20 protein-coding genes are annotated in these 24866 nt (G+C 71.6%); 11 read left to right on the forward strand and 9 right to left on the reverse strand.

The features are described 5' to 3' along the window. Nucleotides 1-11: 11 nt before the first annotated feature. The 5 genes from CG723_RS06130 to CG723_RS06150 form a co-directional block, all read right to left on the reverse strand. Nucleotides 12-1511 (reverse strand): phytoene desaturase family protein, encoded by a 1500-nt coding sequence (locus tag CG723_RS06130; RefSeq protein WP_100592203.1) that lies wholly within the window; start codon nt 1509-1511, stop codon nt 12-14. A 59-nt stretch (nt 1512-1570) separates the two neighbouring features. Further along, entirely contained in the window at nt 1571-2185 is a 615-nt protein-coding gene (locus tag CG723_RS06135; RefSeq protein ID WP_100592204.1) for a DUF4126 domain-containing protein, read from the reverse strand. A 370-nt stretch (nt 2186-2555) separates the two neighbouring features. After that, on the reverse strand, nt 2556-3164 hold the full coding sequence (locus tag CG723_RS06140; RefSeq protein WP_100592205.1) for a TetR/AcrR family transcriptional regulator: 609 nt from the start codon (nt 3162-3164) through the stop codon (nt 2556-2558). Nucleotides 3165-3199: 35 nt separating this feature from the next. Continuing rightward, nucleotides 3200-5284, reverse strand: a complete 2085-nt coding sequence (locus tag CG723_RS06145) for a YhgE/Pip domain-containing protein (RefSeq protein ID WP_100592206.1) — start codon at nt 5282-5284, stop codon at nt 3200-3202. Then, entirely contained in the window at nt 5256-6038 is a 783-nt protein-coding gene (locus CG723_RS06150) for an ATP-binding cassette domain-containing protein (RefSeq protein WP_100592207.1), read from the reverse strand. The genes CG723_RS06145 and CG723_RS06150 overlap by 29 nt, the downstream gene beginning before the upstream one ends. Nucleotides 6039-6196: 158 nt before the next feature. Between CG723_RS06150 and CG723_RS06155 the strand changes: the two genes are divergently transcribed. From CG723_RS06155 to CG723_RS06165, 3 genes are all read left to right on the forward strand, one after another. Next, nucleotides 6197-6751: an SAV_6107 family HEPN domain-containing protein gene (locus tag CG723_RS06155; RefSeq protein ID WP_100592208.1), complete on the forward strand. Its 555-nt coding sequence runs from the start codon at nt 6197-6199 to the stop codon at nt 6749-6751. Nucleotides 6752-6879: 128 nt separating this feature from the next. Next, nucleotides 6880-7650 (forward strand): methyltransferase, encoded by a 771-nt coding sequence (locus tag CG723_RS06160; RefSeq protein ID WP_100592209.1) that lies wholly within the window; start codon nt 6880-6882, stop codon nt 7648-7650. A 274-nt stretch (nt 7651-7924) separates the two neighbouring features. After that, nucleotides 7925-8335 (forward strand): DUF3040 domain-containing protein, encoded by a 411-nt coding sequence (locus tag CG723_RS06165; RefSeq protein ID WP_100592210.1) that lies wholly within the window; start codon nt 7925-7927, stop codon nt 8333-8335. 149 nt (nt 8336-8484) lie between these two features. On the opposite strand, the gene CG723_RS06170 is transcribed toward CG723_RS06165, so the two are convergent. The 4 genes from CG723_RS06170 to CG723_RS06185 form a co-directional block, all read right to left on the reverse strand. Further along, the gene (locus CG723_RS06170) at nt 8485-10902 is read right to left on the reverse strand and encodes a transglutaminase TgpA family protein (protein ID WP_100592211.1); all 2418 of its coding nucleotides are present in this window, start codon (nt 10900-10902) and stop codon (nt 8485-8487) included. Between the two features lie 34 nt (nt 10903-10936). After that, nucleotides 10937-12286, reverse strand: coding sequence for a DUF58 domain-containing protein (locus tag CG723_RS06175; RefSeq protein WP_100592212.1), 1350 nt, complete (start codon nt 12284-12286; stop codon nt 10937-10939). After that, nucleotides 12286-13305, reverse strand: a complete 1020-nt coding sequence (locus tag CG723_RS06180; RefSeq protein WP_100592213.1) for an AAA family ATPase — start codon at nt 13303-13305, stop codon at nt 12286-12288. Before CG723_RS06180 ends, CG723_RS06175 begins: the two co-directional genes overlap by 1 nt. 196 nt (nt 13306-13501) lie before the next feature. Then, entirely contained in the window at nt 13502-14050 is a 549-nt protein-coding gene (locus CG723_RS06185) for a beta-class carbonic anhydrase (RefSeq protein ID WP_100592214.1), read from the reverse strand. Nucleotides 14051-14368: 318 nt separating this feature from the next. On the opposite strand from CG723_RS06185, the gene rsmH reads away from it, so the two are divergent. The 8 genes from rsmH (at nt 14369) to ftsW (ending at nt 24860) form a co-directional block, all read left to right on the forward strand. After that, on the forward strand, nt 14369-15328 hold the full coding sequence (gene rsmH, locus CG723_RS06190; protein WP_100592215.1) for a 16S rRNA (cytosine(1402)-N(4))-methyltransferase RsmH: 960 nt from the start codon (nt 14369-14371) through the stop codon (nt 15326-15328). A gap of 25 nt (nt 15329-15353) precedes the next feature. Beyond that, nucleotides 15354-15875 (forward strand): cell division protein FtsL, encoded by a 522-nt coding sequence (locus tag CG723_RS06195; RefSeq protein ID WP_100592216.1) that lies wholly within the window; start codon nt 15354-15356, stop codon nt 15873-15875. 4 nt (nt 15876-15879) lie between these two features. After that, a complete protein-coding gene (locus CG723_RS06200; protein ID WP_100592217.1) occupies nt 15880-17847 on the forward strand; it encodes a peptidoglycan D,D-transpeptidase FtsI family protein in 1968 nt (655 codons plus the stop codon). Nucleotides 17848-17878: 31 nt separating this feature from the next. After that, complete coding sequence (locus tag CG723_RS06205) at nt 17879-19543, forward strand: UDP-N-acetylmuramoyl-L-alanyl-D-glutamate--2,6-diaminopimelate ligase (RefSeq protein WP_100592218.1); 1665 nt, start codon at nt 17879-17881, stop codon at nt 19541-19543. A 4-nt stretch (nt 19544-19547) separates the two neighbouring features. Next, a complete protein-coding gene (locus tag CG723_RS06210) occupies nt 19548-20960 on the forward strand; it encodes a UDP-N-acetylmuramoyl-tripeptide--D-alanyl-D-alanine ligase (RefSeq protein WP_100592219.1) in 1413 nt (470 codons plus the stop codon). Then, entirely contained in the window at nt 20957-22030 is a 1074-nt protein-coding gene (mraY, locus tag CG723_RS06215; protein ID WP_100592220.1) for a phospho-N-acetylmuramoyl-pentapeptide-transferase, read from the forward strand. Before CG723_RS06210 ends, mraY begins: the two co-directional genes overlap by 4 nt. After that, nucleotides 22012-23460 (forward strand): UDP-N-acetylmuramoyl-L-alanine--D-glutamate ligase, encoded by a 1449-nt coding sequence (gene murD, locus CG723_RS06220; RefSeq protein ID WP_100592221.1) that lies wholly within the window; start codon nt 22012-22014, stop codon nt 23458-23460. Before mraY ends, murD begins: the two co-directional genes overlap by 19 nt. An 86-nt stretch (nt 23461-23546) precedes the next feature. Then, on the forward strand, nt 23547-24860 hold the full coding sequence (gene ftsW, locus CG723_RS06225; protein ID WP_100592222.1) for a putative lipid II flippase FtsW: 1314 nt from the start codon (nt 23547-23549) through the stop codon (nt 24858-24860). The last annotated feature ends 6 nt before the right edge of the window (nt 24861-24866 follow it).

Here is a 24866-nt window from a genome sequence, read left to right on the forward strand (position 1 = left end):
GGCGTCGCCCGTCACTGCGAGCCGCGGAAGTCCGGGCCCTCCACGATGAGCCCGGCCGCCAGTGCGCCCGACATCCCCGCGTGCGGCAGCCCGCCGCCCGGGTGCGACCAGCCGCCGACGGCGAGCAGGCCCGGAACGAGCGTGCTGTTGGACGAGTGCAGAAACCGGCCGGAGGCCGCTGCCAGGGCAGGTGCGGGCACCGAACCGCCGTCGGCTCCGGTCGCCTCGGCGACATCCGACGGCGTGCGGACCTCGTGCCACAGCAGGCGGTCGCGCAGCCCGGGGACCGCCTGCCCGGCGGCGTCGATGACCCGCTCCACGTCCGCGTCCGTCACGCGCGCGCCGCGTGCCACCGTGACCACCAGCGTGACCGCCTCATGGTCCTGGTCCGGCACCACGGAGGCGTCGTCGGGACGCAGGACCGTGACCGTCGGCCGCTCCGCCACCGCCGTGCCCCCGCCGAACAGCGAGGCCAGCTCGGCCTCCCGGTCCGCCGCGTGCACGACCGTCCGGTGCGGGACGTCGCCGGGACGCGAGCCGCGCAGCGCCAGGAACACCGTCAGCCGGCTCGGCAGCGCCGACTGCGGCGCCACGTCGTCCTCGCCCCTGAGCGCCCGCCCGGGCAGCAGTGCTTCGAGGACGCCGGGCGCCACACCGGCGACCACGAAGTCGGCCTCCACGACCCTGCCCCCGGCCAGCTCGACGCCCGCCGCCCGGCCGTCCTTCTCCACGATCCGCGCCACCGGCGCGTCGAACTCGAACTCGACCTTCCGCTGAAGACACCGCTCGTACACGGCCCGCGCCAGCTCCCGCATCCCGCCGCGCACCGCCCAGGTACCGAACGTCTGCTCCATGTACGGCAGCACGGCCGCGCTCGCCGGAGCCGTACGCGGATCGAGGCCGGACGCGAGCGCGTACTGCTCGAGGAGCGCGACGAGCCGCGGGTCCCCGCCCAGCTCGAGAGCGGCGACCTCGGAGAGCGTCGTCGCCGACAGGTCCTTGCGCAGCATCCGGCGGCGGACCACCACGGGGTACGGCTCGCGGTCCGCGAGGATCCGCCAGTTCGGCCACAGGGGCTCTTCGAGGAGCGGGCGCCGGGTGCGGTCCCAGGCCTCGCGCGCCCGGTTCATGAACGCCGACCAGTGCGACCCCGAGCCCTCGCCGAGCGCCGCGTCCAGGGCGTCGGCGGTGCCCCCGCGCCGCGCGTTCGGCAGGTCCACCGCCGTGCCGTCCGCGAAGACGTGCCGCACGGCGGGCTCGACCTGGGTCAGCCCGACCGCTTCCTCCAGGGGTTCCTTGCCCGTCTTGATGAACAAGTCCCGGTAGACCGCGGGCAGTTGGAGCAGCCCGGGGCCCGTGTCGAACGAGAAGCCGTCCCGAGCGAAGCCGCCGAGCGCCCCGCCGTACGTCGACGCGCGCTCGTACACCGCCACCCGGTGGCCTGCCACGGCCAGCCGGGCAGCGGCCGCCATCGCGCCCATCCCGGCGCCGATCACCGCAATCCGTGCCATGCCAGCGACTTTATCGGCCTCCACCGACACCCTCGCCGACAGCCCGGCCGGGGGCCGGATCAGCCCGGCGGCGCCCCGGTACGGTCCGCGATCCGCCGCTCCTCGCGCCGTTGCGCCCGGCGCCGCAGGAACCGCCGGATCCGCGAGATCAGGAAGTACAGCATGAACAGACCGAGGGCGAGCAGGACGGCGGCGATGATCGCGGCCGCCTCGGGATGGAATATGGCGAATGTGATGATCCCGGCGACCCCGAGGTCCTCGGCCGAGCTCATCGCGACGTTGCTGAACGGCTCGGGCGAGGTGTTGATCGCCATCCGCGTCCCGGCCTTCACGGCGTGGCTGGCCAGCGCTGTGGACCCGCCGACCGCGCCCGCCGCGAGGTCGGACAGCGACCCGCTCTGGCCGGCGAGCAGCGCGCCCACAACCGCACCCGACACCGGCCGGATCACCGTGTGCGCCGTGTCCCAGAGCGAGTCCACGTAAGGGATCTTGTCGGCAACGGCCTCGCACAGGAACAGCACCCCGGCGGCGATGAGCACGTCGGTGCGCTGGAGCGACTCGGGGACTTCGTCGGTCAGCCCGGTCGCGCCGAAGATGCCGAGGAGGAGGACCACCGCGTACGCGTTGATCCCGCTCGCCCAGCCGCTGGTGAAGACCAGGGGGAGTACGGACACGGACGTGATCGTAACCAGTCGCGAACTCCGCGTCCTGGGCATGAGCACCCAGGCCTGAGTATCCGTACCTAGTACGTGAGATGAGTAGCTGCGCGGATGGGGTCCGACCTGCGCGGACGGGAGAGTGGAGGCACGGAAGGGGGCGCGGCGCCGGTACCGCCGACACGGGGCGGCGGAACAGCGCTTCGCCCCCTTGGCCGCTCCTCCCGCCACGGCGGGGCGGGGTACGGGGGCCCGCCTGACCGACGGGCCCACGGGGGAACACTGGGGGATACGGGGAACACGGGGGACGCGCCGGTCCGGTGAGGCCTGAGAATTCGGGCCACGCCGGACCGGCGCTCTGTTGTCTCCCCTTCGCGTTCGGAAGCGGTCAGCGGCCGCCCGTCACGCGTCCCTGGAGCAGCCGCGACAGCGCCGCGTGGACGTCGTCCAGGGAGCGCTCCGGCTGGAAGGCCTGCCAGTCGAGCGCGGCCACCAGGACCATGCCGACCAGCGCGGCCGCCGTCAGCGGGATGTCGATCTCCTCGCTCAGCTCACCGCCCTCGACAGCGTCCCGCAGCACGTCCTCCACGACGGCGACGGCCTCCTGCCTGACCACGGCGAGGGTGGACTGCCAGGCGCGGTTCGTGCGCCACAGCTCGGCCACGTACAGCTGGGTGAAGGCCGGATAGCGGTCGATGAAGACGAGGCCGGCCCGGATCATCGCGTCCAGGGCGTCGATCTTGCTGCCGCCGCTCGCGGCCGTCTTCTCCGACGCCTCCCGCAACGAGGCGGTGAGAAGCCCGACGCCGTGCCGGAGCAGCTCTTCGAAGAGCACCGATTTGCTGGCGAAGTTGTAGTAGACCGTGCCTTTCGCGACCCCGGCGCGCTCGGCGATCTCGTCGACCGTGGTGGCCGAGAACCCCTGCTCCGCGATGAGCGTGACCGCGGCCTCGTACAGCTTCTGCCGGGTGGCCTGGCGCCGTGTGCTGCTTTCCATACCCCTGATTCTCACAGGCGGCGGTATGGGTGCGCTCACAGGCTGAGCTCGGGGTGCAGCCGGTCCAGTGTCCACACCTGCTTGCTGCGGGCGCTCAGCGCGGTCAGGGCCAGCGCGCCGGCCGTGAACGCGGCGAGCACGGCGCACGCCTGCCACACGGGTCCGAGGCCGCCGCCCGAGATCAGTCTCCGCAGAGCCTCGACGACGTACGTCATCGGCAGGAAGGGGTGGATCGCGTTGAAGAAGCCGGGGCTCGTCTGCACGGGATACGTGCCGCCCGCCGACGTCAACTGGAGCATCAGGACGGCGAGTACGAGGATCCGCCCCGCGGCTCCGAAGCGGGCGTTCAGCCACTGCACGATCGCCGCGAAGCACGCCGTGACGAGGAACAGGAAGCCGACCGTTCCGGCCGCCCTGACCATCTGGAGCCCCAGCGCCCAGTGCAGCACGGACATCAGGGCGGCCACCTGGAGCACCCCGAGCGCGGCCACGGGCAGCCAGCCGGCCAGCGCGATCCGCCAGGCGGAGGCGCCCGCGGCGAGTGCGCGCCGGTTGAGCGGCTGGATCAGCATGTAGGCCACCATCGCGCCGACCCACAGGGACAGCGGGATGAAGTAGGGGGCGAATCCGGTGCCGTAGTTGGGCGCCTTGTGCAGGGACTGCGAGGCGAGCTGGACCGGGTCGGACATGACGCCGGTGCGCTGGTCGCGGTCCTTCTTGTCGTAGTCGGGGATCTGCTTCACCCCGTCGTGGAGCCCGCCGGCCAGCTCGCCGGAGCCGTCGGCCAGCTTGAACATGCCGCCGTTGAGATCGCTCGCGCCCGTCTTCAGCTTGCCGACGCCCGTGTCGAGGTCCGCCGAGCCCGTCTTCGCCGTGCCGAGCCCGGTGTGCAGCTGCTTGGCGCCCTTGGCGACCTGGCCCGCGCCCTTGTTGAGGGCATTGATCTTCGAGACGGCGGTGGCCACGTCCTGGTCGAGCGTCGGGGCGTGCTCGGCCAGCGCCTCGGACTGCCGCTGGAGCGTGGCGAGATGGCGGTCGAGGGTGTCCAGGTCGCCGTGGTCGTCCTCGATCAGGACGTTCAGGTCGTCGGCGACCTTCGCCACGTCGGCCGCCGCCACCTTGGCCTTCTTGAGGTCGGGGCAGGCCGGGTCGGGCAGGGGCAGCGTCTCGCAGCGCGCCTGGTAGACCCCGTCCAGGACGTCGGACCCCGCGTGCGCGCCCTTGGCGGCCGTCGGCGCCGTCTTCACCAGGACGTCGAGGTTGTGCCGGATGCCCTTCGCCGAGTCGGCGACGAGCCGGGCGGTGTCGCCGATCGCCTTCTTGTTGTCCTTCAGGAACGGGCGCACCTGCCCGGCGACGCCGTTGACCTTGTCGGCGAGGAGCTGGGTGCCGTCGGAGACCTGCTTCGAGCCGGACTCCAGATCCCCCGCGCCCTTGTTCAGCTTCTTGATCCCGCCGGCCAGCTCACCGCTGCCCTTCTTGGCGTCCTTCAGACCGTCCGCCAGGTCCTTGGACCCCTTCTTCGCCTTGCCGATACCGCCCTCGAGCTGATCGGCCCCCTTCGCGGCCTTCTTGGTCGCGTCGTGGATGTCGGAGAACGAGATGAAGATCCGGTCGAGGAACGAGCGCGACGCGTTGGTGGACGCCGCCGAACGCACCTCGGAGAACACCGTCCGCGAGATCTGCCCGACGATGTAGTTGTTGGCGTCGTTCGTCCGCACCTGAAGAGCGCCGGTCTCCGGGGTGTCCCCGGAGCTGGACGCGATGCGCTCGCTGAAGTCCGCGGGCATCGTCAGCGACAGGTAGTACGTCCCGTCCTCGACGCCCTTGCGGGCCTGCGCCGCGCTCACCTCGTGCCACTCGAAGGTCTTGCTGTCGTGCAGCCCCTCGGTGATGTCGTCGCCGGCCACGACTTTCTGGCCGGCGGCCCGCGCCCCCTTGTCGTCGTTGACGAGCGCGACGGGAATCCTGTCGAGACGCCCGTACGGGTCCCAGAACGACCACAGGTACAGGGCGCCGTACAGCAGGGGCAGCAGCAGGAGCGCGGCGAGCGCGGCGCGCGGCAGCTTCCCCCTGCCGAAGCGCCTGAGCTCAAGCGCGGCCAGCTTCGGCGAGCGCATCCGCCGTCTCCTTCTTGTCGGTCTCGGGATTCTCGGGGCTCTGCTCGTCCGCTTCGTCGCGGGGCGCCGTCGATACGACGACCGCGTCCTTCGGCGCCTCGCTGCACACCGCCACGACCGTCGTGCCGGACTCGGCGACGGACCTCAACAGGTCCCAGACCTGCGTCCGTTCGGCGTCCGAGAGCTTCAGGTCGGTGTCGTCGACGCCGAGCAGCCGCGGCCGCCCGATCAGCGCGAGGGCCACCGACAGCCGGAGCGCCTCGATGCGCTCAAGGTCGCGCACGGCGGTGCGGGTGCCCTTCGGCAGCGCCTCCCGGTCGAGGCCCGCGGCGGCCAGCGCGGTGTCGATCCGCAGCCGCGAGGCGGCGGCCCGCTCCGCCCGTGGCCGCAGCAGCGTCCGCAGGGAACCGTCGAACCGCCGCTGTAGCAGCGCCCGTTCGCGCAGATGCTCCTCGACCGTCAGCGCGGGATCGAGGTCGGTGACCCCGGGCACATGGGCGAGAGCGCTGATCCGCCGGACCGCGGACAACTGCTTCGGCAGCCGGAAGGGGCCTACGGACGCGGCGCCCTCGGTGGGCCGCATGCGTCCGGTGAGGGCGAGCAGCAGGCAGGTGCGGCCCGACCCGGACGGCCCTTCGACAGCGACGAGCGCCCCGGGCTCCGCGTCGATGTCCACCCCGCGGAACGCCCAGCCGCGCGGACCCTTGAGCCCGAACCTCTCGGCGCTGACGGCGACCGCGTTCGGACCGTCCATGGTCGGGCCCCCTACTTTTGAACTGACTGGTCAGTGCAAAAGTTAGCCCGAACTGTCGCTCGAAGCAAAAGTGCAGGTCAGGGCCGATTGTCAGTGGCGTACTCCACGATGGGCACATACGGCCACTGAGCCGTCACGCAGACGACAGGAGGTTCGTCATGGCTGGACATTCAGCAGCAGCCGCACGCCGGCCCCGCGCCACAGGCCCTGCACCCTCGCTGACCGGACCCGCCGCCGACGTCCACCCCGTACTCCGCCGGACAACTGCCCCTCCCGCCGCTCTTGACCTGCTCGCCCAGGCGCGCACGGGCCTCGACGAGGCGGCCCTCCTCGAAACGCCCAACGAGCGGTACGCCACGGCCCATCTCGCCGCGCTGCGCACCGCGGCCGCCGTACTGGCCGCCCGCGGCCGCCCCGAACCCACGCCCCGACACCGCGCCCGGATACGGAGCGCCTGGGAAGTGCTCCCCGAGATCGCACCCGAACTGACCGAGTGGAGCGCCCTGTTCGCCTCCGGCGCCACCCGCAGGGCACGCGCCGAAGCGGGCATCCAGGGAGCGGCCGGCACCCGCGACGCGGACGACCTGCTCCGCGACGTCGCGATGTTCCTGCGCCTCGTCGAACGGATGCTGGTCCTCCAGCCGTTACTGCCCCAGCCCAGGGCGCAGGACGAGGGCCCGCCGGCGGGCCGGGAGGTGCCCGACGTGGGGTGACCGGACAGCTCTCACGAGGCAATAGGGTGGAGGCGCCCGAAGCCTCCACCCATCGCCGTGCCGGTGGGGGAGGAATCCCCATCGCTCCGCAGCCCAAGAGCCGGAGCCGCGCCGAGGAGTCACCTGTCGTGTCGGACCCGATGCGCCCCCGCGCTTCTCTCCGTACCGCCGTGGTCTGGGACGTTCTCAAGGACGCCCTCGACCGACGTGTCAAGGCCACGGGGCGCGAGTCGCTCGACGTGCTCGACACCGGAGGCGGCAGCGGCAACTTCGCGGTGCCGGTGGCCGGCCTCGGTCACCGCGTCACCGTCGTCGACCCCAGCCCGAACGCGCTCTTCGCACTCGAGCGCCGCGCGGCCGAGGCCGGCGTGGCCGACCGCGTGCGCGGGGTGCAGGGCGACGTCTCCGGTCTCTTCGACGTCGTCGAGCGTGACGGATACGACGTGGTCCTGTGCCACGGCGTCCTTGAGTACGTCGACGACCCGGCCGAGGGCGTACGCAACGCGGTGGGCGCCCTCCGCTCCTCCGGCGTCCTCAGCCTGCTCGCCGCGGGACTCGGCGGCGCCGTGCTCGCCCGGGCACTCGCCGGGCACTTCAAGGAGGCCAGGCAGGCCCTCGGCGACCCGGCGGGCCGCTGGGGTGACGGCGACCCCGTGCCGCGCCGCTTCAGTGCCGAGCAGCTCACCCAGCTCGTCGGATCCGCGGGCGTCGAGGTCGGCGCGGTGCACGGCGTTCGGGTCTTCGCCGACCTCGTGCCGGGCGTCCTCGTGGACACCGAACCGGGAGCCCTCCAGGAGCTCCTCAAGCTGGAGGCCGCCGCCGCCGAGGTGCCCGCCTTCCACTCCGTCGCCACGCAACTGCACGTCCTCGGCGAGAAGCAGGGGACCCCTGAGGCCTGACTGCCCCCGGTGACGCGCCGCTGATCAGCGGCGCAGCGGCGGATGGAGTACGCCACAGGCCCCCCGCTTCGGCGCCGGGCGCCGTATGATCGAGGGAACTGGTCCGGCATGACGGGACGGCCGCCGGGGCATTAACGCCTCAGCGAGCCGGAGCGGAGTGGCGGTCCTGGTTGGCGAAGTTGGCGTAGAGGGGCGGGTTTCACGGGGGCGATTCCCTGCCTATCCTGAAGGGGACCCCCGGTCGCCCCGGCGACTGCACGATGAGGAGGACTCCGTGCCGCTCTCGGAGCACGAGCAGCGAATGCTCGAGCAGATGGAGCGAGCGCTGTACGCCGAAGATCCCAAGTTCGCGACAGCGCTTGAGGGAAGCGGGCTGCGTACGTACACCCGACGTCGGGTCTACCAGGCAGTCGCCGGCTTCCTGGTGGGTATCGCGCTCCTCATGGCCGGAATGGTCGCACAGCAGATCTGGATCAGCGTGGTGGGGTTCCTCGTCATGCTGGGCTGCGCGGTCCTTGCCGTGACCGGATGGCGCAAAGCGCCCAAGCCCGGTGAACAGCCGGCTGCCGGAGCAGCGCCAGGAGCGCCGCCGGCCGCGCGGCGTCAGGGCAAGCAGCGCCGCTCGATGATGAACCGGATCGAGCAGCGCTGGCAGCGGCGCCGAGACGAACAGGGCGGCCACTGAGCCCCCGCCGGACGAAGTCCTCACGGGATCAATAGTCCCCACAGGAACAGAAGTAGCTGAGGGGTGACCACTCACTGGTGGTCACCCCTCAGGCGTCTCCGCGCGCCGGCGCCTCAGCGTGGCCACTTGCGCACGAGCGGCCGCCCCCCTCAGCTCTCCTGGCCGGAAGGCCGCCGCGGACGCCGCAGGAGCGTCGACTTCCGCGCCGTCCAGCGGGAGCCCAGCGCCGCCCAGCGCTGCGAAAGACTCCACGCCACTCGAACGGTCGAGCGCGGTGCGAGCGTCGCCCGCAGCCGGGCCGAGCGGCTCGACTTGACGTGCAGGCCCTGCTCAAGGCGGCGCACGTCGTCCCCGAGGCCCGCCGTCGGCTGCGGCCTCGGCGCGTAGAGGACCTGCTCCACCGCGGCCGCCACCCGATGCACGGAGTCCGCCGCCACCTGGTCGAGCTGTCCGATGCGGACGATCCGCGCGGCCGCCTTCCGCGGCGTCTGCGACTCGTCCGGTGCGATGCCGTGGTCCCACGCCGTATCGGTCACTTCCAGCCACGCCGCGAGGGCACGTGCCGCCGCGTCCCCGTCCGTGCGGCCGGGCGAGCCGAGCCGCACCGCCCGTACCCGCTGCCGCCACAGCATCGGGAGCAACGGCAGGAGCACCACCAGCAGTACGCCGAGCGCGATGAGGGCGATCGTGCCGAAGGGCGGGCCGTCGCCGCCGGACGAGCCGATCACCGCGGGCGCGGTGTTCGAGCAGCCGCCCAGCTTCCGCTCGGCCGCCGGGCAGTTGTCCGACGCGGAGGGCTGCCCCGCCGACGGCTCCGACGAAGCGGCCTCGCTGGGCGCCGCCGGGTTGCTCGGGCTGCCCACCGGGGTGTCGTCACGCGTGTACTCGGGTGCCGTGCCGCGGTTCGGCGTCGGCTCGAAGCGGGTCCAGCCCACGCCCTCGAAGTACAGCTCGGGCCACGCGTGCGCGTCCCGCAGGCCAACCGACATCCGGCCGTCCGCCTGCGGAGAGCCCGGCGTGAAGCCCACCGCCACCCGCGCCGGGATCCCCAGAGTCCTGGCCATCGCGGCCATCGAGAAGGAGAAGTGGACGCAGAAGCCCTCCTTGTCCTTCAGGAAACGGGCGATGGCCGAGGATCCGCTGCCCGCCCGGACCTCCGTGTTGTACGTGAAGCCGCCGCTCACGGCGAAGTAGTTCTGGAGCTTCACGGCACGCTGGTAGTCGTTCGCCGCGCCCTCGGTGACGCGCAGCGCCGTCTTCTCGACGATCGCCGGCAGCGAGGACGGCACCTTGGTGAACTCCCGGCGCAGCTCGCTCGGCGCCGCGGGAGCGTTCGCCAGCTGCTCGGCGGTCGGCTGCACGATCAGGCTCTCGACGCCGTACTTCTTGCCCCGCGTGGTCTGGTTGTGATCGCCGACGAGGGTCCGGCCCACCGGCTCGTACCGCCAGCGTCCCGAGATGTCGACCTTCGTCGCCGGGTAGGGGAGCGGCAGCCAGTCCTGGGCGTACCAGCCGGCCGCCGCGATGTTCGTGCGGATCTCCGTCCTGCGGACGTCCGCGCCGAGGCCGCGCGGGCTCGGGAACGGCGAGGGCACGTCGATGATGCTGCGCTTGGCGGGCCGCCAGGTCGTCCCGTCGAACTCGTCGAGGGAGACGATCCGCAGATACAGGTCCTGGGTGTTCTTCGAGTTCGTGCGGTACGACATCACCTCCCGGTCCTCGGGCTGGTTCAGGCTGTTCTGAAGGGAGACCAGGGGGTTCACGGCGGAGATGGTGCCGCCGCCCCCGGAGCCCACACCCGTCCCCGTACCCGACGGGCCGAGCAGGCCGCCGTCGAGCGCGGGCAGCGCGAGCGGCACCACCAGGGCGATGCCGAGCGCGAGCGCGCCGATGCGGCGGCCCGTACGAAGCGGGGCCACGGCGTCGGCCGTGCTCTCCACCGCGCCGCCCGCGCGGCCCGGTGAACGGGCCGTACCGCCGAAGACGCGCCCCCACTGCGAGAGCCGGTCCCGGCCTTCGGCGAGGAGCAGCAGCAGATAGCCGCCGGCGGCGAGCAGGAACCACAGCCAGTCGATGGAGGCCTGGGAGAGGCCCGCGGCGACCGAGTAGAGGGCGAGCAGCGGCAGCCCGGCGGGCGCCGCGCTGCGGAACGTCACCGCGAGCGCGTCCACCGCGAGGCCGATCACCAGGACGCCGCCCACGAGCATCAGCCGGATCCCGTCGGACAGCGGCGCGGGGATCGCGAACCGCCCCACGTCGTCGCCGCCCGCCTGGAGCAGCTCCCCGAAGTGACGGAACGCCTCCGGCCCCGGCAACACCCCGCCGATCGCCTGGGGGTTCGCAAACAGCAGAGTCAGCAGCAGCAGCGTCACGAGCGCCTGCACGGCCACCGTGAGCGGCCGCGCGAGCGGCACGCGCCGGGTCAGTGCCCCCACCCCGGCCTGGACGACCAGCAGGAACGCGGCCTGGACGATCCAGATCGCGTCATCGACGAGCGGCAGCAGGGCACACGCCGCCATGAACGTGGCCGCCGTCGCACACAGCGTCAGCCGAGCGCCTCCACTCATGACCGCGCCTTTCCCCCTGTGACATCACGCATGATCAAGAACCCCACCCCGCCACCGCCGGTCCGCTCTCCGCGCCCGTGGCTGCCCGGTGCCGGTCGGCGTCGCGCCACAGCTCGGTCAAGGACGTGCCGGGCGGGACCGCGAGGGCGGACCAGCCCGCCTCGCGCAGCATCCGCAGCCGCTCCTCGCAGCGCTCCGAAGGGGCGCCGCGAGTCCAGGCCCCGCTGTCCAGGACGAAGGCGACGGCGCCGCCGCTGCGCTGCCGCATCTTGGCGGCGACCGCTGTCTGTTCCTCGTCGAGATCGCCGAAGAAGGCCACCAGCAGTCCCTCGTTCCCCCCGCGCAGCATGTCGTAGGCGCGCGAGAGCCCCGAGCCGTCCGAGTGGTCGACGACGGCGAGCGTGTCCATCATCAGCCCGGCCGCGTCCGCCGACTCCTGGCTGGCGCCCGCGAACCCGTCGGACCCCTCGCCCGGCACCGAAGTGCCCGTATCGGTCAACAGGCGTACGGAGAAGCCCCGTTCGAGCATGTGGAACAGCGTCGACGCCGTACCGGACACCGCCCACTCGAAGGCCGAGTCGGGGCCCGCGCCCTGGAAGGCGAGGCGCCGGGTGTCGAGGAGCACCGTGCAGCGGGCCCGCTGCGGCTGCTCCTCGCGGCGCACCATCAGCTCGCCGTATCGCGCGGTCGAGCGCCAGTGCACGCGGCGCAGGTCGTCTCCGTAGCGGTAACCGCGCGGGATCACGTCGTCCTCGCCGGCCAGGGCCAGCGAGCGGTTCCGCCCGTCGCCGTACCCCTTGGCCTCTCCGGTCAGCCGCACCGCGGGCAGCGACTCCACGCGCGGGATGACCGTGAGGGTGTCGTACGTGGAGAAGGAGCGGGACAGTTCGCACAGGCCGAACGGGTCCGTCAGGCGCAGCTGGAGCGGGCCGAGCGGATAGCGGCCCCGCAGGTCCGAGCGCACGCGGTACGACACCTCGCGGCGGCCGCCCGCCTCCACCCGGTCCAGGACGAAACGGGGACGCGGCCCGAGCACGTACGGCACCCGGTCCTGGAGCATCAGCAGGCCGGTGGGCAGCCGCGAGACGTTGTCCATCCGGAGATGGACGCGGGCCTCGCTGCCCGCGGGCACGCGCGCGGGGGACAGGCGTCGGCTGCTCGAGACGCGGTAGCGCGTGCGGTAGAGCACGAACGCGCAGACCAGCGGCAGCACGGCGAGCAGCAGCCCGACCCGGAGCAGATCGGCCTGCCCCAGGACGTACGCGCAGATCGCCGCCGCGATTCCGGCGGCCAGGAACGAACGGCCCCTGGTGGTCAGCCCCGAGAGCGCGACCCGGAGGCCGCCCTTGTCGTCGTCACCCCCGAAGCCTCCCCCGTCGGCCATCACAGCCTCCGGGCGCCGGGCGGCTGCCGGCCGTACATCGGGGATCCGTGGCCCGAGGCGGCCGGGACCGCCGTGTGCTGGAGGATCTCCAGGACGACCTGTTCGGACGTGCGCCGGTTCAACTGGGCCTGGGCGGTGGGCAGCAGGCGGTGGGCGAGGACCTGCACGGCGAGCGCTTGCACGTCGTCCGGCAGTGCGTACTCACGCCCGCTCAGCGCCGCGGATGCCTTCGCCGCCCGCAGCAGATGAAGCGTGGCGCGCGGCGAGGCGCCGAGTCTGAGGTCGGGGTGGCTGCGCGTGGCAGCGACCAGGTCGACCGCGTACCGCCGCACCGAGTCGGCCACGTGGACCGAGCGGACGGCGTCGACGAGCTTCACGATGTCGTGCGCGTGCGCCACCGGCTGGAGGTCGTCCAGCGGGGAGGCCCCGCCGTGGATGTCGAGCATCTGCAGCTCGGCCTCCGGGCTCGGGTAGCCGATCGACACCCGGGCCATGAAACGGTCGCGCTGCGCCTCGGGCAGCGGGTACGTGCCCTCCATCTCGACCGGGTTCTGCGTGGCCACCACCATGAAGGGGCTGGGCAGCTCGTACGTCTGCCCGTCGATGGTGACCTGGCGTTCCTCCATAGACTCCAGGAGCGCCGACTGCGTCTTCGGGGACGCGCGGTTGATCTCGTCGCCGATCACGATCTGCGCGAAGATCGCACCGGGCTTGAACTCGAAGTCCCTGCGCTGCTGGTCCCAGATGGACACACCGGTGATGTCCGACGGCAGCAGGTCGGGCGTGAACTGGATGCGACGCACCGAGCAGTCGATGGACTTGGCGAGCGCCTTCGCCAGCATGGTCTTGCCGACGCCCGGTACATCCTCGATGAGCAGGTGCCCCTCGGCCAGGAGCACCGTCAGCGAAAGCCGTACGACCTCCGGCTTGCCCTCGATCACACTCTCCACCGACCTGCGGACCCGCTCCACAGTGGTGGTCAGATCAGTGAGGCTCGCTCGATCGTCATAGGTCGTCACCCGGCCCTCCTCGGCCCGTACTGTCCGGGCCGACGCTCTTGGCTGCGGCCCGGCCCACCCCGAAACACGGACACCACGCGCGACGAGTTCCGTCTCCTCGCACGGGGTGCCACTCCGCATTCTTGTTGCCGTTACCGGTTCGTGTCATCCGCCTGTGGATAACTGCCAGAGATATGTCGGGCCTTGCGGCCTTTTGTTACGCGGGATCGATCTCCCGGAGGAGACCCGTCTTCACATCGAAGACGAATCCGCGCACATTGTCGGTGTCCACCAGGAACGGGGACGTCCGCACGCGCTGCATCGACTGGCGCACGTCCTGGTCGACATCGCGGAATGCCTCCACGGCCCAGGCCGGGCGCTGGCCGACCTCCATCTCCAGTTCGTGGCGGAACTCCTCCGTGAGGCTCTCCAGGCCGCAGCCGGTGTGGTGGATGAGGACCACACTGCGGGTGCCGAGCGCCCGCTGGCTGATGGTGAGCGAGCGGATGACGTCATCGGTGACGACGCCGCCCGCGTTGCGGATGGTGTGGCAGTCACCCAGTTCGAGACCCAGGGCGTCGTGCAGGTCGAGCCGGGCGTCCATGCACGCCACGACGGCCACCTTCAGGACGGGCCGGGCGTCCATGCCGGGATCGGTGAACGCCGCTGCGTAGCGCTGGTTCGCCTCGACGAGTCGGTCGGTCACGGTGCCGTCGACGGGTATGGCGCTTTCGGACTCGGCAGGGAGGGATGCGGAAGTCGTCATAGCTATGACGGTAATGGTCACTCCTGGGACAGGCCCGCTGTGAGAGGGGACAAAGAACGTCATCGCGGCTTGTTGTGAGGTAACGCACAGAGGCGGCACCGACTCGCCCGTACGGGTGATTTCTCCTGATCCATGGCATCGCGAAGAGGCGGCGCGCGACGCGCAGGCCGGTTGATTGACCGGGCGACACCGTGGACTAAAGTGACGCGGAAACCCCAGGAAACACCGAAGATCCCGGCACTTCACCGGACTCTTCACCACGCGCGCGACGGGCACCCCGGCGGTGCGTGGGCGCCGCGCCGGAACTGAGAGGGCCCCTTGAGCCAGACCCGACATGTCCCGGTGATGCTCCAGCGCTGCCTGGACCTGTTGGCCCCGGCCCTCGCCGAGCCCGGCGCGGTCGTCGTCGACTGCACGCTCGGCCTCGGCGGACACAGCGAGGCCCTCCTCTCCACGTTCCCCTCCTGCCGCCTCGTCGGTCTCGACCGCGACAAGGAGGCCCTGCGCCTCTCCGGTGAGCGCCTCGCCCCGTTCGGCGACCGCGCCACCCTCGTACACGCCGTCTACGACGAGCTGCCCGAGGTCCTCGACCGGCTCGGCGTCCCGCGCGTGCAGGGCGTCCTCTTCGACCTGGGCGTCTCCTCCATGCAGCTCGACGAGGCCGACCGCGGCTTCGCCTACGCGCAGGACGCGCCGCTCGACATGCGCATGGACCAGACGACCGGAATGAGCGCAGCCGAGGTCCTCAACACGTACCCCCCGGGCGAGCTGGTGCGGATCCTGCGCGCGTACGGCGAGGAGAAGCAGGCCAAGCGGATCGTCTCGGCGGTCGTGCGCGAGCGCGAGAAGGAGCCGTTCAGCAACAGTGCCCGGCTCGTGGAGCTGATCCGCGACGCGCTGCCGCAGGCCGCCAAACGCACCGGCGGCAACCCTGCCAAGCGCACCTTCCAGGCCCTGCGCATCGAGGTGAACGGCGAGCTCAGCGTCCTGGAGCGGGCGATTCCGGCCGCCGTGCAGGCGCTCGCCGTCGGGGGACGTATCGCGGTCCTGTCGTACCACTCGCTCGAGGACCGGCTCGTGAAGCAGGTGTTCGCGGCCGGCGCCGCGAACACCGCGCCGCCCGGGCTCCCGGTCGTCCCCGAGCGCTACCAGCCGCGGCTCAAGCTGCTCACGCGCGGCGCCGAGCTCCCCACGGAGGAAGAGGTCGCCGAGAACCGCCGGGCGGCCCCGGCGCGGCTGCGGGGTGCGCAGCGCATCCGCGAGGAGGTCGCCGGGTGAGTTCCGGGCGCGCGAGGAGGGGTCGATGAGTCCCAGGGGCGAACTGCGGGGGAGGGCCGCGCGACTCGCGCGGCTGCTGCCCTCGGGGCCCGCGGGCGGCAGCCAGGCCGCCCGCACACCGTTCGTGCTCCTCGTCGTGCTCCTGCTCGGCGGCGGGCTGATCACGCTCCTGATGCTGAACTCGGCGCTCAACGAAGGGTCGTTCAGGCTGAACGACATCAAGAAGCAGACGACCGACCTCACCGAGGACGAGCAGGCGCTCCAGCGCGACGTCGACGCCTACGCGGCCCCCGACTCCCTGCAGCGCCGCGCCCGCGAGCTGGGCATGGTCCCCGGCGGCGACCCGGCCTTCCTCAACCCCGACGGCACCGTGCGCGGCGTCCCCGGCGCGGCGGCCCCCTCCGCGCTGTGGCGCCCCGCGCCGCCCCCGCCCGAGGCCGTGGGCAGGACTGCGAGCGCCTCGCCGACCCCGTCAGCGACCCCCAAGGCCACGCCGAACCCCACGTCCTCGCAGGTGAAACCCGCGCCCTCGACCTCCGGCAGGTGACGGAATGACCGACAGGGAGCCCCCGCGACGCCGGGTCCCAGCGCCCGCGAGGAACGGCCGCCCGGCCCCCCGGCGCCCCAGCTCCGGCGCGCGGCGCCCGCGCCCGGCCCCCGTCAAGGCGTCCGTCACCCTGCGCCTCGGCAGCCCGCGCCCCCGGCTGCGCATGGTCAGCCTCGGCCTCACCCTCGTCCTCATCGCATTCGTCGTACGCCTGCTCCAGGTGCAGGCCGTCGACGCCAGCGCGTACGCGGCCAAGGCCGAACAGCACCGGTACGTCGAGCACGTCCTCGCGGCCGAGCGCGGCGGGATCACGGACCGCAGCGGCGTCGCGCTCGCCACCAGCGTGGACGCGTACGACATCACGGCCGACCCCACGATGTTCCGGCCGGCGGACACCGTGGCCGGCAAGAACACCCCGCCCCCTGTGGTGCCGGGGGACGCGCCCGAGCAGGCCGCGGCGCTCCTCGCCCCGATCCTCGGCATGGACGCCGACGTGGTCGCGAAGAAGCTGCGGACCCCCAGGACGCGCTACGTCCTGCTGGCCCGCCGCCAGACCCCCCAGGTCTGGAAGCAGATCAAGGACCTCAAGAGCACGCTCGCGGAGAAGGCGGACCGGGAGAAGTCGGCGAGCGTCATCGCCGGAGTCTTCGCCGACCCCAGCAGCAAGCGTGTGTACCCGAACGGTGATCTGGCCGCCGGGATACTGGGCTGGGTCAACGCCGACGGCAAGGGCGGCGGCGGTGTCGAGCAGCAGCTGAACAAGGATCTTTCGGGCAAGCCCGGCAAGATCAAGTACGCCCAGTCCGGTGGCCGTCAGGTGCCCACGGCCGGCAGCAACGAGCAGCCCGCCGTGCCCGGTTCGGAGGTCGAGCTCACCATCGACCGCGACATCCAGTGGGCCGCCCAGAAGGCCATCACCGACCAGGTGAAGAAGTCCGGCGCGGACCGCGGCTACGTGATGGTGCAGGACACCCGGACCGGTGAGGTCCTGGCGATGGCCAACGCGCCCGGCTTCGACCCCAACGACCTCTCGCAGGCCAACTCCACCTCCATGGGCAACGCCGCGCTCCAGGACGCGTACGAGCCCGGCTCCACCGCGAAGGTCATGTCGATGGCCGCCGTGCTCGAGGAGAACGCGGCCACCCCGGACACACATGTCACGGTGCCCAACCGGCTGCACCGCGGCGACCGGCTCTTCCAGGACGACATCGACCACCCCACCTGGCACCTCACGCTGAACGGCGTGCTCGCCAAGTCCAGCAACATCGGCACCATCCTGGCCACGGGCCAGCTCGGCAAGACCCAGCCCCAGGCCAACCAGGTGCTCTCGTCGTACCTGCGCAAGTTCGGCATCGGCCGCCCCACCGGGCTCGACTTCCCGGGCGAGACCCCGGGCATCCTGGCCCCCGCCGACAAGTGGTCGACCTCGCAGCAGTACACGATCCCTTTCGGCCAGGGTTTCTCCATCAACGCGATGCAGGCGGCCTCCGTCTACTCGACCATCGCCAACGGCGGCGTACGCGTGGAGCCCACCCTCGTACGCGGCACCAAGGGACCCGACGGCAGGTTCACCCCGGCCCCGAAGCCCAAGGAGAACCGGGTCGTCAGCGCGAAAACGGCCAAGAGGGTCGCGCAGATGCTCGAGTCCGTCGTGGACGACGAGGAGGGCACCGGCGCCAAGGCGCGCATCCCCGGCTACCGCGTCGCGGGAAAGACCGGCACCGCCAACCGAGTAGATCCGGCCACCGGCAGATACAAGGGCTACACCTCGTCCTTCGCCGGTTTCGCCCCCGCCGACCAGCCCCGAGTCACCGTCTACTGCGCGATCCAGAACGCCACCAAGGGCAGCTACTTCGGTGGCCAGATCTGCGGCCCCATCTACAAGCAGGTCATGGAGTTCGCCCTCAAGACGCTCCAGGTCCCGCCCACCGGCGCCGAGCCCGCCCGGCTGCCCGTCAGCTTCCAGCCCTGATCCGAGCCCCGAGAGTGACCAGGTACAGCCCGTGACAACGATCACCCCGGATCCCGGGAACCAGCCCGCGCCACGCCCCTCGCTTCGCTCCATGGGCGGTGCGCCCGGTACGCTCACCGCCGTGCCACAAGCTGATCAGTCCCAAGCCACCCAGAAGGGCGCTCCCGTGACATATCCGGGACCGCCGCGACCGGTGCAGGTCACCGCGACGCGACTTGCCGATCTCGCAGATCAGCTGGGTGTCCCCGCGCCCGAAGAGCCCACGGCGTCGACGGGGAGCACCGGCATCACGCACGACTCGCGCGCCGTGCGCCCCGGCGACATCTACGCGGCCCTGCCCGGCGCCCGCTTCCACGGAGCCGACTTCGCCGCCCAGGCCGCGAGCCTCGGCGCCGTCGCCGCCCTCACCGACCCGTCCGGCGCCGAACGCGTCGAGGCGGCCGGTCTGCCGGCCCTCGTCGTGGAGAACCCGCGCGGCCGGATGGGCGAGCTGGCGGCCACGATCTACGGCCACCCCGGCCGCGATCTGCTCCAGATCGGGATCACCGGCACGTCCGGCAAGACCACGACGGCCTACCTCATCGAGGGCGGCCTGCGCACGATGCGCAGCACCGGACTCATCGGCACCGTCGAGATGCGCATCGGCGACGAGCGCATCAAGTCGGAGCGCACCACCCCCGAAGCCACCGATCTCCAGGCGCTGTTCGCGGTGATGCGCGAGCGCGGCGTGGACGCGGTCGCCATGGAGGTCTCCAGCCACGCCCTCGTGCTCGGCCGGGTCGACGGCTGCGTCTTCGACGTGGCGGTCTTCAACAACCTCAGCCCGGAACACATGGAGTTCCACTCCGACATGGAGGACTACTTCCGGGCCAAGGCGCAGCTGTTCACGCGTGCACGCAGCAAACAGGGCGTCGTGAACTTCGACGACGAGTACGGCCGCCGCCTGGTCGGCGAGTCCGAAGTGCCCGTCGTGACCTTCTCCGCCGAGGGCCACCCGGACGCCGACTGGCGCGCCGAGGACGTCGAGGTCGGCCCGTTCGACTCCGCCTTCGTGGCCGTCGGCCCCAAGGGCGAGCGGGTCACCGCCAAGTCCCCGCTCGCCGGGCCGTTCAACGTGGCCAACGCGCTCGCCGCGATCGTCGCGCTCGCCGCCGCGGGCATCGACCCGCAGCAGGCCGCGGACGGCGTAGCCGCCGTGCCGGGCGTCCCCGGCCGCCTGGAGCGCGTCGACGCCGGCCAGCCCTACCTCGCGGTCGTCGACTACGCGCACAAGACCGACGCCGTCGAGTCCGTGCTGCGCGCGCTGCGCAAGGTCACCGAGAACAGGCTGCACATCGTGCTCGGCTGTGGCGGCGACCGTGACATCACCAAGCGGATGCCGATGGGCGCCGCCGCCGCCCGGCTCGCCGACACCGCCGTACTGACATCGGACAACCCCCGCTCCGAGGACCCCCTCGCGATCCTCGCCACGATGCTCGCCGGCGCCGCCGAGGTGCCGGCCCACGAGCGTGGCGAGGTCCAGGTCTTCGAGGACAGGGCGGCGGCCATCGCCGCCGTGGTCGCCCGCGCACAGCCGGGCGACACCGTCCTGATCGCGGGCAAGGGCCACGAGCAGGGCCAGGACATCGCCGGGGTGGTGCGTCCCTTCGACGACCGCCTGGTGCTTCGCGAAGCTATCCAGCAAACCCAGGGATGAAGTTGTGATCGCCCTCTCCCTCGCCGAGATCGCCACAGTCGTCGGCGGGCAGACGTACGACATACCGGATCCGTCCGTCCAGGTCACCGGACCGGTCGTCAGGGACTCCCGTGAAGTGGAGCCCGGCAGCCTCTTCGTCGCCTTCGTCGGCGAGCGCGTCGACGGCCACGACTACGCGGCCGCCGTGGTGGCCGCCGGAGCGGCCGCCGTGCTCGCCTCGCGCCCGGTCGGGGTGCCCGCCATCGTTGTCGACGACGTGCAGGCCGCCCTCGGCGCGCTGGCGCGCACCGTCGTCGAACGGCTCGGCGCCACCCTCGTCGCGCTCACCGGTTCCGCCGGCAAGACCAGCACCAAGGACCTGATCGCCCAGGTCCTGCGCCGCAAGGCGCCCACGGTCTTCACGCCGGGCTCGTTCAACAACGAGATCGGCCTGCCGCTGACCGCGCTGAGCGCCACCGACGACACCCGCTACCTCGTCCTGGAGATGGGCGCGCGCGGCAAGGGCCACATCCGGTACCTCACCGGTCTGACCCCGCCGAGGGTCGGCGTCGTCCTCAACGTCGGCACCGCGCACATCGGCGAGTTCGGCGGCCGCGAGCAGATCGCCGAGGCCAAGGGCGAACTCGTCGAGAGCCTGCCGGCCGACGGCACCGCGATCCTCAACGCCGACGACCCGCTGGTCCGCGCGATGGCCTCCCGCACGAAGGCGAAGGTGCTGCTCTTCGGAGAGGGTGCCGACGCCGACGTACGCGCCGAGAATGTCCGGCTCACGGAGAACGGACAGCCTTCCTTCAGCCTTCGCACACCCTCCGGGTGCAGCGACGTGACCTTGCGCCTGTACGGTGAGCACCACGTGTCGAACGCGCTCGCCGCGGCCGCCGTCGCCCATGACCTTGGCATGTCCGTGGAGGAGATCGCCCTCGCGCTCTCCGAGGCGGGCACACTGTCCCGCTGGCGTATGGAGGTCACCGAGCGCCCGGACGGCGTGACGGTCGTCAACGACGCCTACAACGCGAACCCCGAGTCCATGCGAGCCGCTCTGCGAGCGCTCGCAGCGATGGGCAGAGGGCGCCGTACATGGGCGGTGCTCGGTCATATGGCCGAGCTCGGGGACGAGGCGCTGGCCGAGCACGACGCGGTCGGACGGCTTGCCGTCCGGCTCAACGTCAGCAAGCTCGTGGCAGTCGGGGGCAGGGAAGCGTCCTGGCTGCAACTGGGCGCCTATAACGAGGGTTCGTGGGGTGAGGAGTCGGTGCACGTGTCCGACGCACAGGCGGCTGTCGACCTATTGCGCAGCGAGCTGCGCCCGGGTGACGTCGTGCTCGTGAAGGCCTCGAGGTCGGTGGGCCTGGAGAGCGTCGCGCAGGCGCTGCTCGCCGTCGACGGCGACAACGTGGGCGAGGTTGCTGCCCGATGATGAAGCAGATCCTCTTCGCGGGTGTGATCGGGCTCTTCCTGACCCTGATCGGGACGCCCCTGCTGATCAAGCTCCTTGCGCGCAAGGGCTATGGCCAGTACATCCGTGACGACGGCCCGCGCGAGCACCATGCCAAGCGCGGTACGCCGACGATGGGTGGTATCGCCTTCATCCTGGCGACGTTCATCGCGTACTTCATGAGCAAGATCATCACCGGCGCCGCGCCGACCCTGTCGGGCCTGCTGGTGCTCGGTCTGATGGGCGGCATGGGCCTGGTCGGCTTCCTCGACGACTACATCAAGATCGTCAAGCGCCGCTCGCTCGGCCTGCGGGCCAAGGCGAAGATGGCCGGACAGCTGACCGTCGGCATCGCCTTCGCGGTGCTCTCGCTCCAGTTCGCCGACAACCGCGGCAACACCCCGGCCTCCACGAAGCTCTCCTTCGTGCAGGACTTCGGCTGGACGATCGGCCCGGTCCTGTTCGTGGTCTGGGCGCTGTTCATGATCCTCGCGATGTCGAACGGCGTGAACCTCACGGACGGCCTCGACGGCCTCGCCACCGGCGCCTCCGTGATGGTCTTCGGCGCGTACACCTTCATCGGTGTCTGGCAGTTCCAGGAGTCCTGCGCCAACGCGCAGACCCTCACCAACCCCGCCGCCTGTTTCGAGGTCAGAGACCCACTGGACCTGGCGGTCGTCGCATCCGCCCTGATGGGCGCCTGCTTCGGCTTCCTGTGGTGGAACACGTCGCCCGCGAAGATCTTCATGGGTGACACCGGCTCCCTCGCGCTCGGCGGCGCCCTCGCGGGTCTGGCCATCTGCTCCCGCACGGAGTTCCTGCTCGCTCTGCTCGGCGGCCTGTTCGTCCTGATCACCATGTCCGTGGTCATCCAGGTCGGCTCCTTCCGGCTCACCGGCAAGCGCGTCTTCCGTATGGCGCCACTGCAACACCACTTCGAACTCAAGGGCTGGTCCGAAGTCCTTGTGGTGGTCCGCTTCTGGATCATCCAGGGCATGTGCGTGATCGTCGGACTCGGCCTCTTCTACGCGGGATGGGCAGCCGACAAGTGACCACTGGGTCCGACTGGCAGAACAAGCGAGTCACCGTCGCCGGTCTCGGCGTGAGCGGCATCAGTGCCGCCCGCGCCCTGGCCGGCCTCGGCGCGTCGGTCACGGTCGTGGACGGCGGCGACAGCGAGGCGCACCGCGCCAAGGCGGCCGAGCTCGCGCAGCTCGGCGTCGCGGCCCGACTCGGGGACGCCGAGACGCTCCCCGAAGGCACCGAACTCGTCGTCACGTCACCGGGCTGGAAGCCCTCGTCCCCGCTCTTCGCGGCGGCGGCGCAGGCCGGCGTGGACGTCGTCGGGGACGTGGAGATCGCCTGGCGCCTGCGTGGCCCCGGCGCCGCTCCCTGGCTCGCCATCACGGGCACCAACGGCAAGACCACCACGACGCAGATGCTCGCGTCGATCCTGGAAGCGGCGGGCCTGCGCACGGCCGCCGTCGGCAACATCGGCACGCCGATCATCGACGTCGTACTCGAAGGCGACGACGCGTACGACGTGTTCGCCGTCGAGCTCTCCTCGTACCAGCTGCACTGGGCGCCCTCGCTGCGCGCCCACTCCGGGGCGGTCCTCAACCTCGCGCCCGACCACCTCGACTGGCACGGCTCCATGGAGGCGTACGCCGCCGACAAGGGCCGTATCTACGAGGGCAATCAGGTCGCCTGCGTCTACAACGCCGATGCCACCGACAAGCCGTCGACCGAGGACCTGGTCCGCGAGGCCGACGTCGAGGAGGGCTGTCGCGCGATCGGCTTCACCCTCGGCACGCCAGGCCCCTCCCAACTCGGCGTCGTGGACGGCATCCTGGTCGACCGGGCCTTTGTCGACAACCGGCACAAGAACGCCCAGGAGCTCGCCGAGGTCGCGGACGTCGACCCGCCCGCCCCGCACAACATCGCGAACGCCCTCGCGGCGGCCGCCCTCGCACGCGCCTTCGGCGTGGAGCCCGCCGCCGTACGCGACGGACTGCGCGCCTTCACGCCGGACGCGCACCGCATCGCGCACGTCGCCGACGTCGACTCAGTCGCCTATGTCGACGACTCCAAGGCGACCAACACCCATGCCGCGGAAGCCTCTTTGGCCGCGTACGAGTCGATCGTGTGGATCGCGGGCGGGCTCGCCAAGGGCGCGACCTTCGACGAGCTCGTCACCAGGTCGGCCAAGCGGCTGCGCGGGGTCGTCCTGTTCGGCCAGGACCGCGCGCTGATCCGGGAAGCCCTCGCGCGACACGCCCCTCACGTCCCGGTGGTCGACCTCGACCGGACCGACACTGGGGCGATGTCGCAGGCGGTCCGGGAGGCCGCGCGGCTCGCCCGGCCGGGGGACACCGTGCTGATGGCCCCGGCCTGTGCGTCGATGGACATGTTCACCAACTACAACAAGCGTGGCGACGCGTTCGCGGAAGCGGTCCGCGAACTCGGCTCCACGAGCGTCTGACGGGGCCTTCGGGTGCCCGGTGACGCCGGGCACCCTCGGGAGGGGATCGTGGCAGCGTCATCGTCGTACAGCGGTGGGGTGAGCTGATGCCCGGCAGCAGCGCGCGGGCGGCCCGGCGGTCCCCGGCGGCGCGACCCCCGAAGAAACCGGCCAGGCAGGCCCGCGTCAGCCCCGTACGGCGCCTCTACACCCAGGCCCGCCGCGCCTGGGACCGCCCCCTCACCGCGTACTACCTGATCCTCGGCTCCAGCCTCCTGATCACCGTGCTCGGCCTGGTGATGGTCTACTCGGCCTCGATGATCACGGCCCTGCAGAACGGGCTGCCCAGCTCGTACTACTTCCGCAAGCAGTTCCTCGCGGCGGTGATCGGCGGGGCACTGCTGTTCGCCGCCATGCGGATGCCGGTGAAGCTGCACCGCGCGCTGGCCTACCCGCTGCTCACCGTCAGCGTCTTCCTGATGGTCCTCGTGCAGGTGCCGGGGATAGGAGTCTCCATCGGGGGCAACCAGAACTGGATCTCGCTGGGCGGCCCCTTCATGCTCCAGCCCAGCGAGTTCGGGAAGCTGGCCCTCGTCCTGTGGGGCGCGGACCTCATGGCGCGCAAGCACGACAAGCGGCTGCTCACCCAGTGGAAACACATGCTGGTGCCGCTCGTCCCGGTGGCCTTCCTGCTGCTCGGGCTGATCATGCTCGGCGGCGACATGGGCACGGCGATCCTGCTCACCGCCATCCTCTTCGGACTGCTCTGGCTGGCCGGGGCGCCCACCCGTCTGTTCGTCGGTGTGCTCTCCGTCGCGGCCGCCATCGGCGTCTTCCTCATCAGGACCAGCCCGAACCGGATGGCACGCCTGTCCTGCCTCGGCTCCACGGACGCGGGCCCCGACGACATCTGCTGGCAGGGACTGCACGGCATCTACGCCCTCGCTTCGGGCGGATTCTTCGGATCCGGGCTCGGTGCGAGTGTGGAAAAATGGGGCCAACTACCCGAAGCGCACACCGACTTCATCTTCGCCATCACCGGCGAGGAACTGGGCCTTGCGGGGACGCTGTCGGTGCTCGCCCTGTACGCGGCTCTAGGCTATGCGGGTATCCGCGTGGCCGGACGCACGGAGGACCCCTTCGTGAGGTACGCCGCGGGTGGCGTGACCACCTGGATCACGGCTCAGGCCGTGGTCAACCTCGGTGCGGTGCTCGGTCTCCTGCCGATCGCCGGTGTCCCGCTCCCGCTGTTCTCGTACGGGGGGTCAGCGTTGCTGCCGACCATGTTCGCCGTAGGACTTCTGATCGCGTTCGCGCGGCAGGAACCCGCGGCGCGGGCGGCCCTGGCCATGCGGCAGCCTCGGATGAGATGGAACACGATGCGACGGCGCGCCACGGCGCGTACGTCCGGAGAGCGGTGAATTTCG

This window comes from Streptomyces sp. CB01635 (assembly GCF_002803065.1).
Taxonomy (GTDB): Bacteria; Actinomycetota; Actinomycetes; order Streptomycetales; family Streptomycetaceae; genus Streptomyces.

Excerpts from the sequence above, each read along its gene's own strand:
- CG723_RS06170 (WP_100592211.1), bottom strand. The coding sequence starts at position 10,902 with ATGAGTGGAGGCGCTCGGCTGACGCTGTGTGCGACGGCGGCCACGTTC.
- CG723_RS06175 (WP_100592212.1), bottom strand. The coding sequence starts at position 12,286 with ATGGCCGACGGGGGAGGCTTCGGGGGTGACGACGACAAGGGCGGCCTC.
- CG723_RS06140 (WP_100592205.1), bottom strand. The coding sequence starts at position 3,164 with ATGGAAAGCAGCACACGGCGCCAGGCCACCCGGCAGAAGCTGTACGAG.
- ftsW (WP_100592222.1), top strand. The coding sequence starts at position 23,547 with ATGCCCGGCAGCAGCGCGCGGGCGGCCCGGCGGTCCCCGGCGGCGCGA.
- mraY (WP_100592220.1), top strand. The coding sequence starts at position 20,957 with ATGATGAAGCAGATCCTCTTCGCGGGTGTGATCGGGCTCTTCCTGACC.
- CG723_RS06200 (WP_100592217.1), top strand. The coding sequence starts at position 15,880 with ATGACCGACAGGGAGCCCCCGCGACGCCGGGTCCCAGCGCCCGCGAGG.
- CG723_RS06185 (WP_100592214.1), bottom strand. The coding sequence starts at position 14,050 with ATGACGACTTCCGCATCCCTCCCTGCCGAGTCCGAAAGCGCCATACCC.
- CG723_RS06130 (WP_100592203.1), bottom strand. The coding sequence starts at position 1,511 with ATGGCACGGATTGCGGTGATCGGCGCCGGGATGGGCGCGATGGCGGCC.
- murD (WP_100592221.1), top strand. The coding sequence starts at position 22,012 with ATGGGCAGCCGACAAGTGACCACTGGGTCCGACTGGCAGAACAAGCGA.
- CG723_RS06155 (WP_100592208.1), top strand. The coding sequence starts at position 6,197 with ATGGCTGGACATTCAGCAGCAGCCGCACGCCGGCCCCGCGCCACAGGC.
- CG723_RS06145 (WP_100592206.1), bottom strand. The coding sequence starts at position 5,284 with ATGCGCTCGCCGAAGCTGGCCGCGCTTGAGCTCAGGCGCTTCGGCAGG.
- CG723_RS06150 (WP_100592207.1), bottom strand. The coding sequence starts at position 6,038 with ATGGACGGTCCGAACGCGGTCGCCGTCAGCGCCGAGAGGTTCGGGCTC.
- CG723_RS06195 (WP_100592216.1), top strand. The coding sequence starts at position 15,354 with ATGAGTCCCAGGGGCGAACTGCGGGGGAGGGCCGCGCGACTCGCGCGG.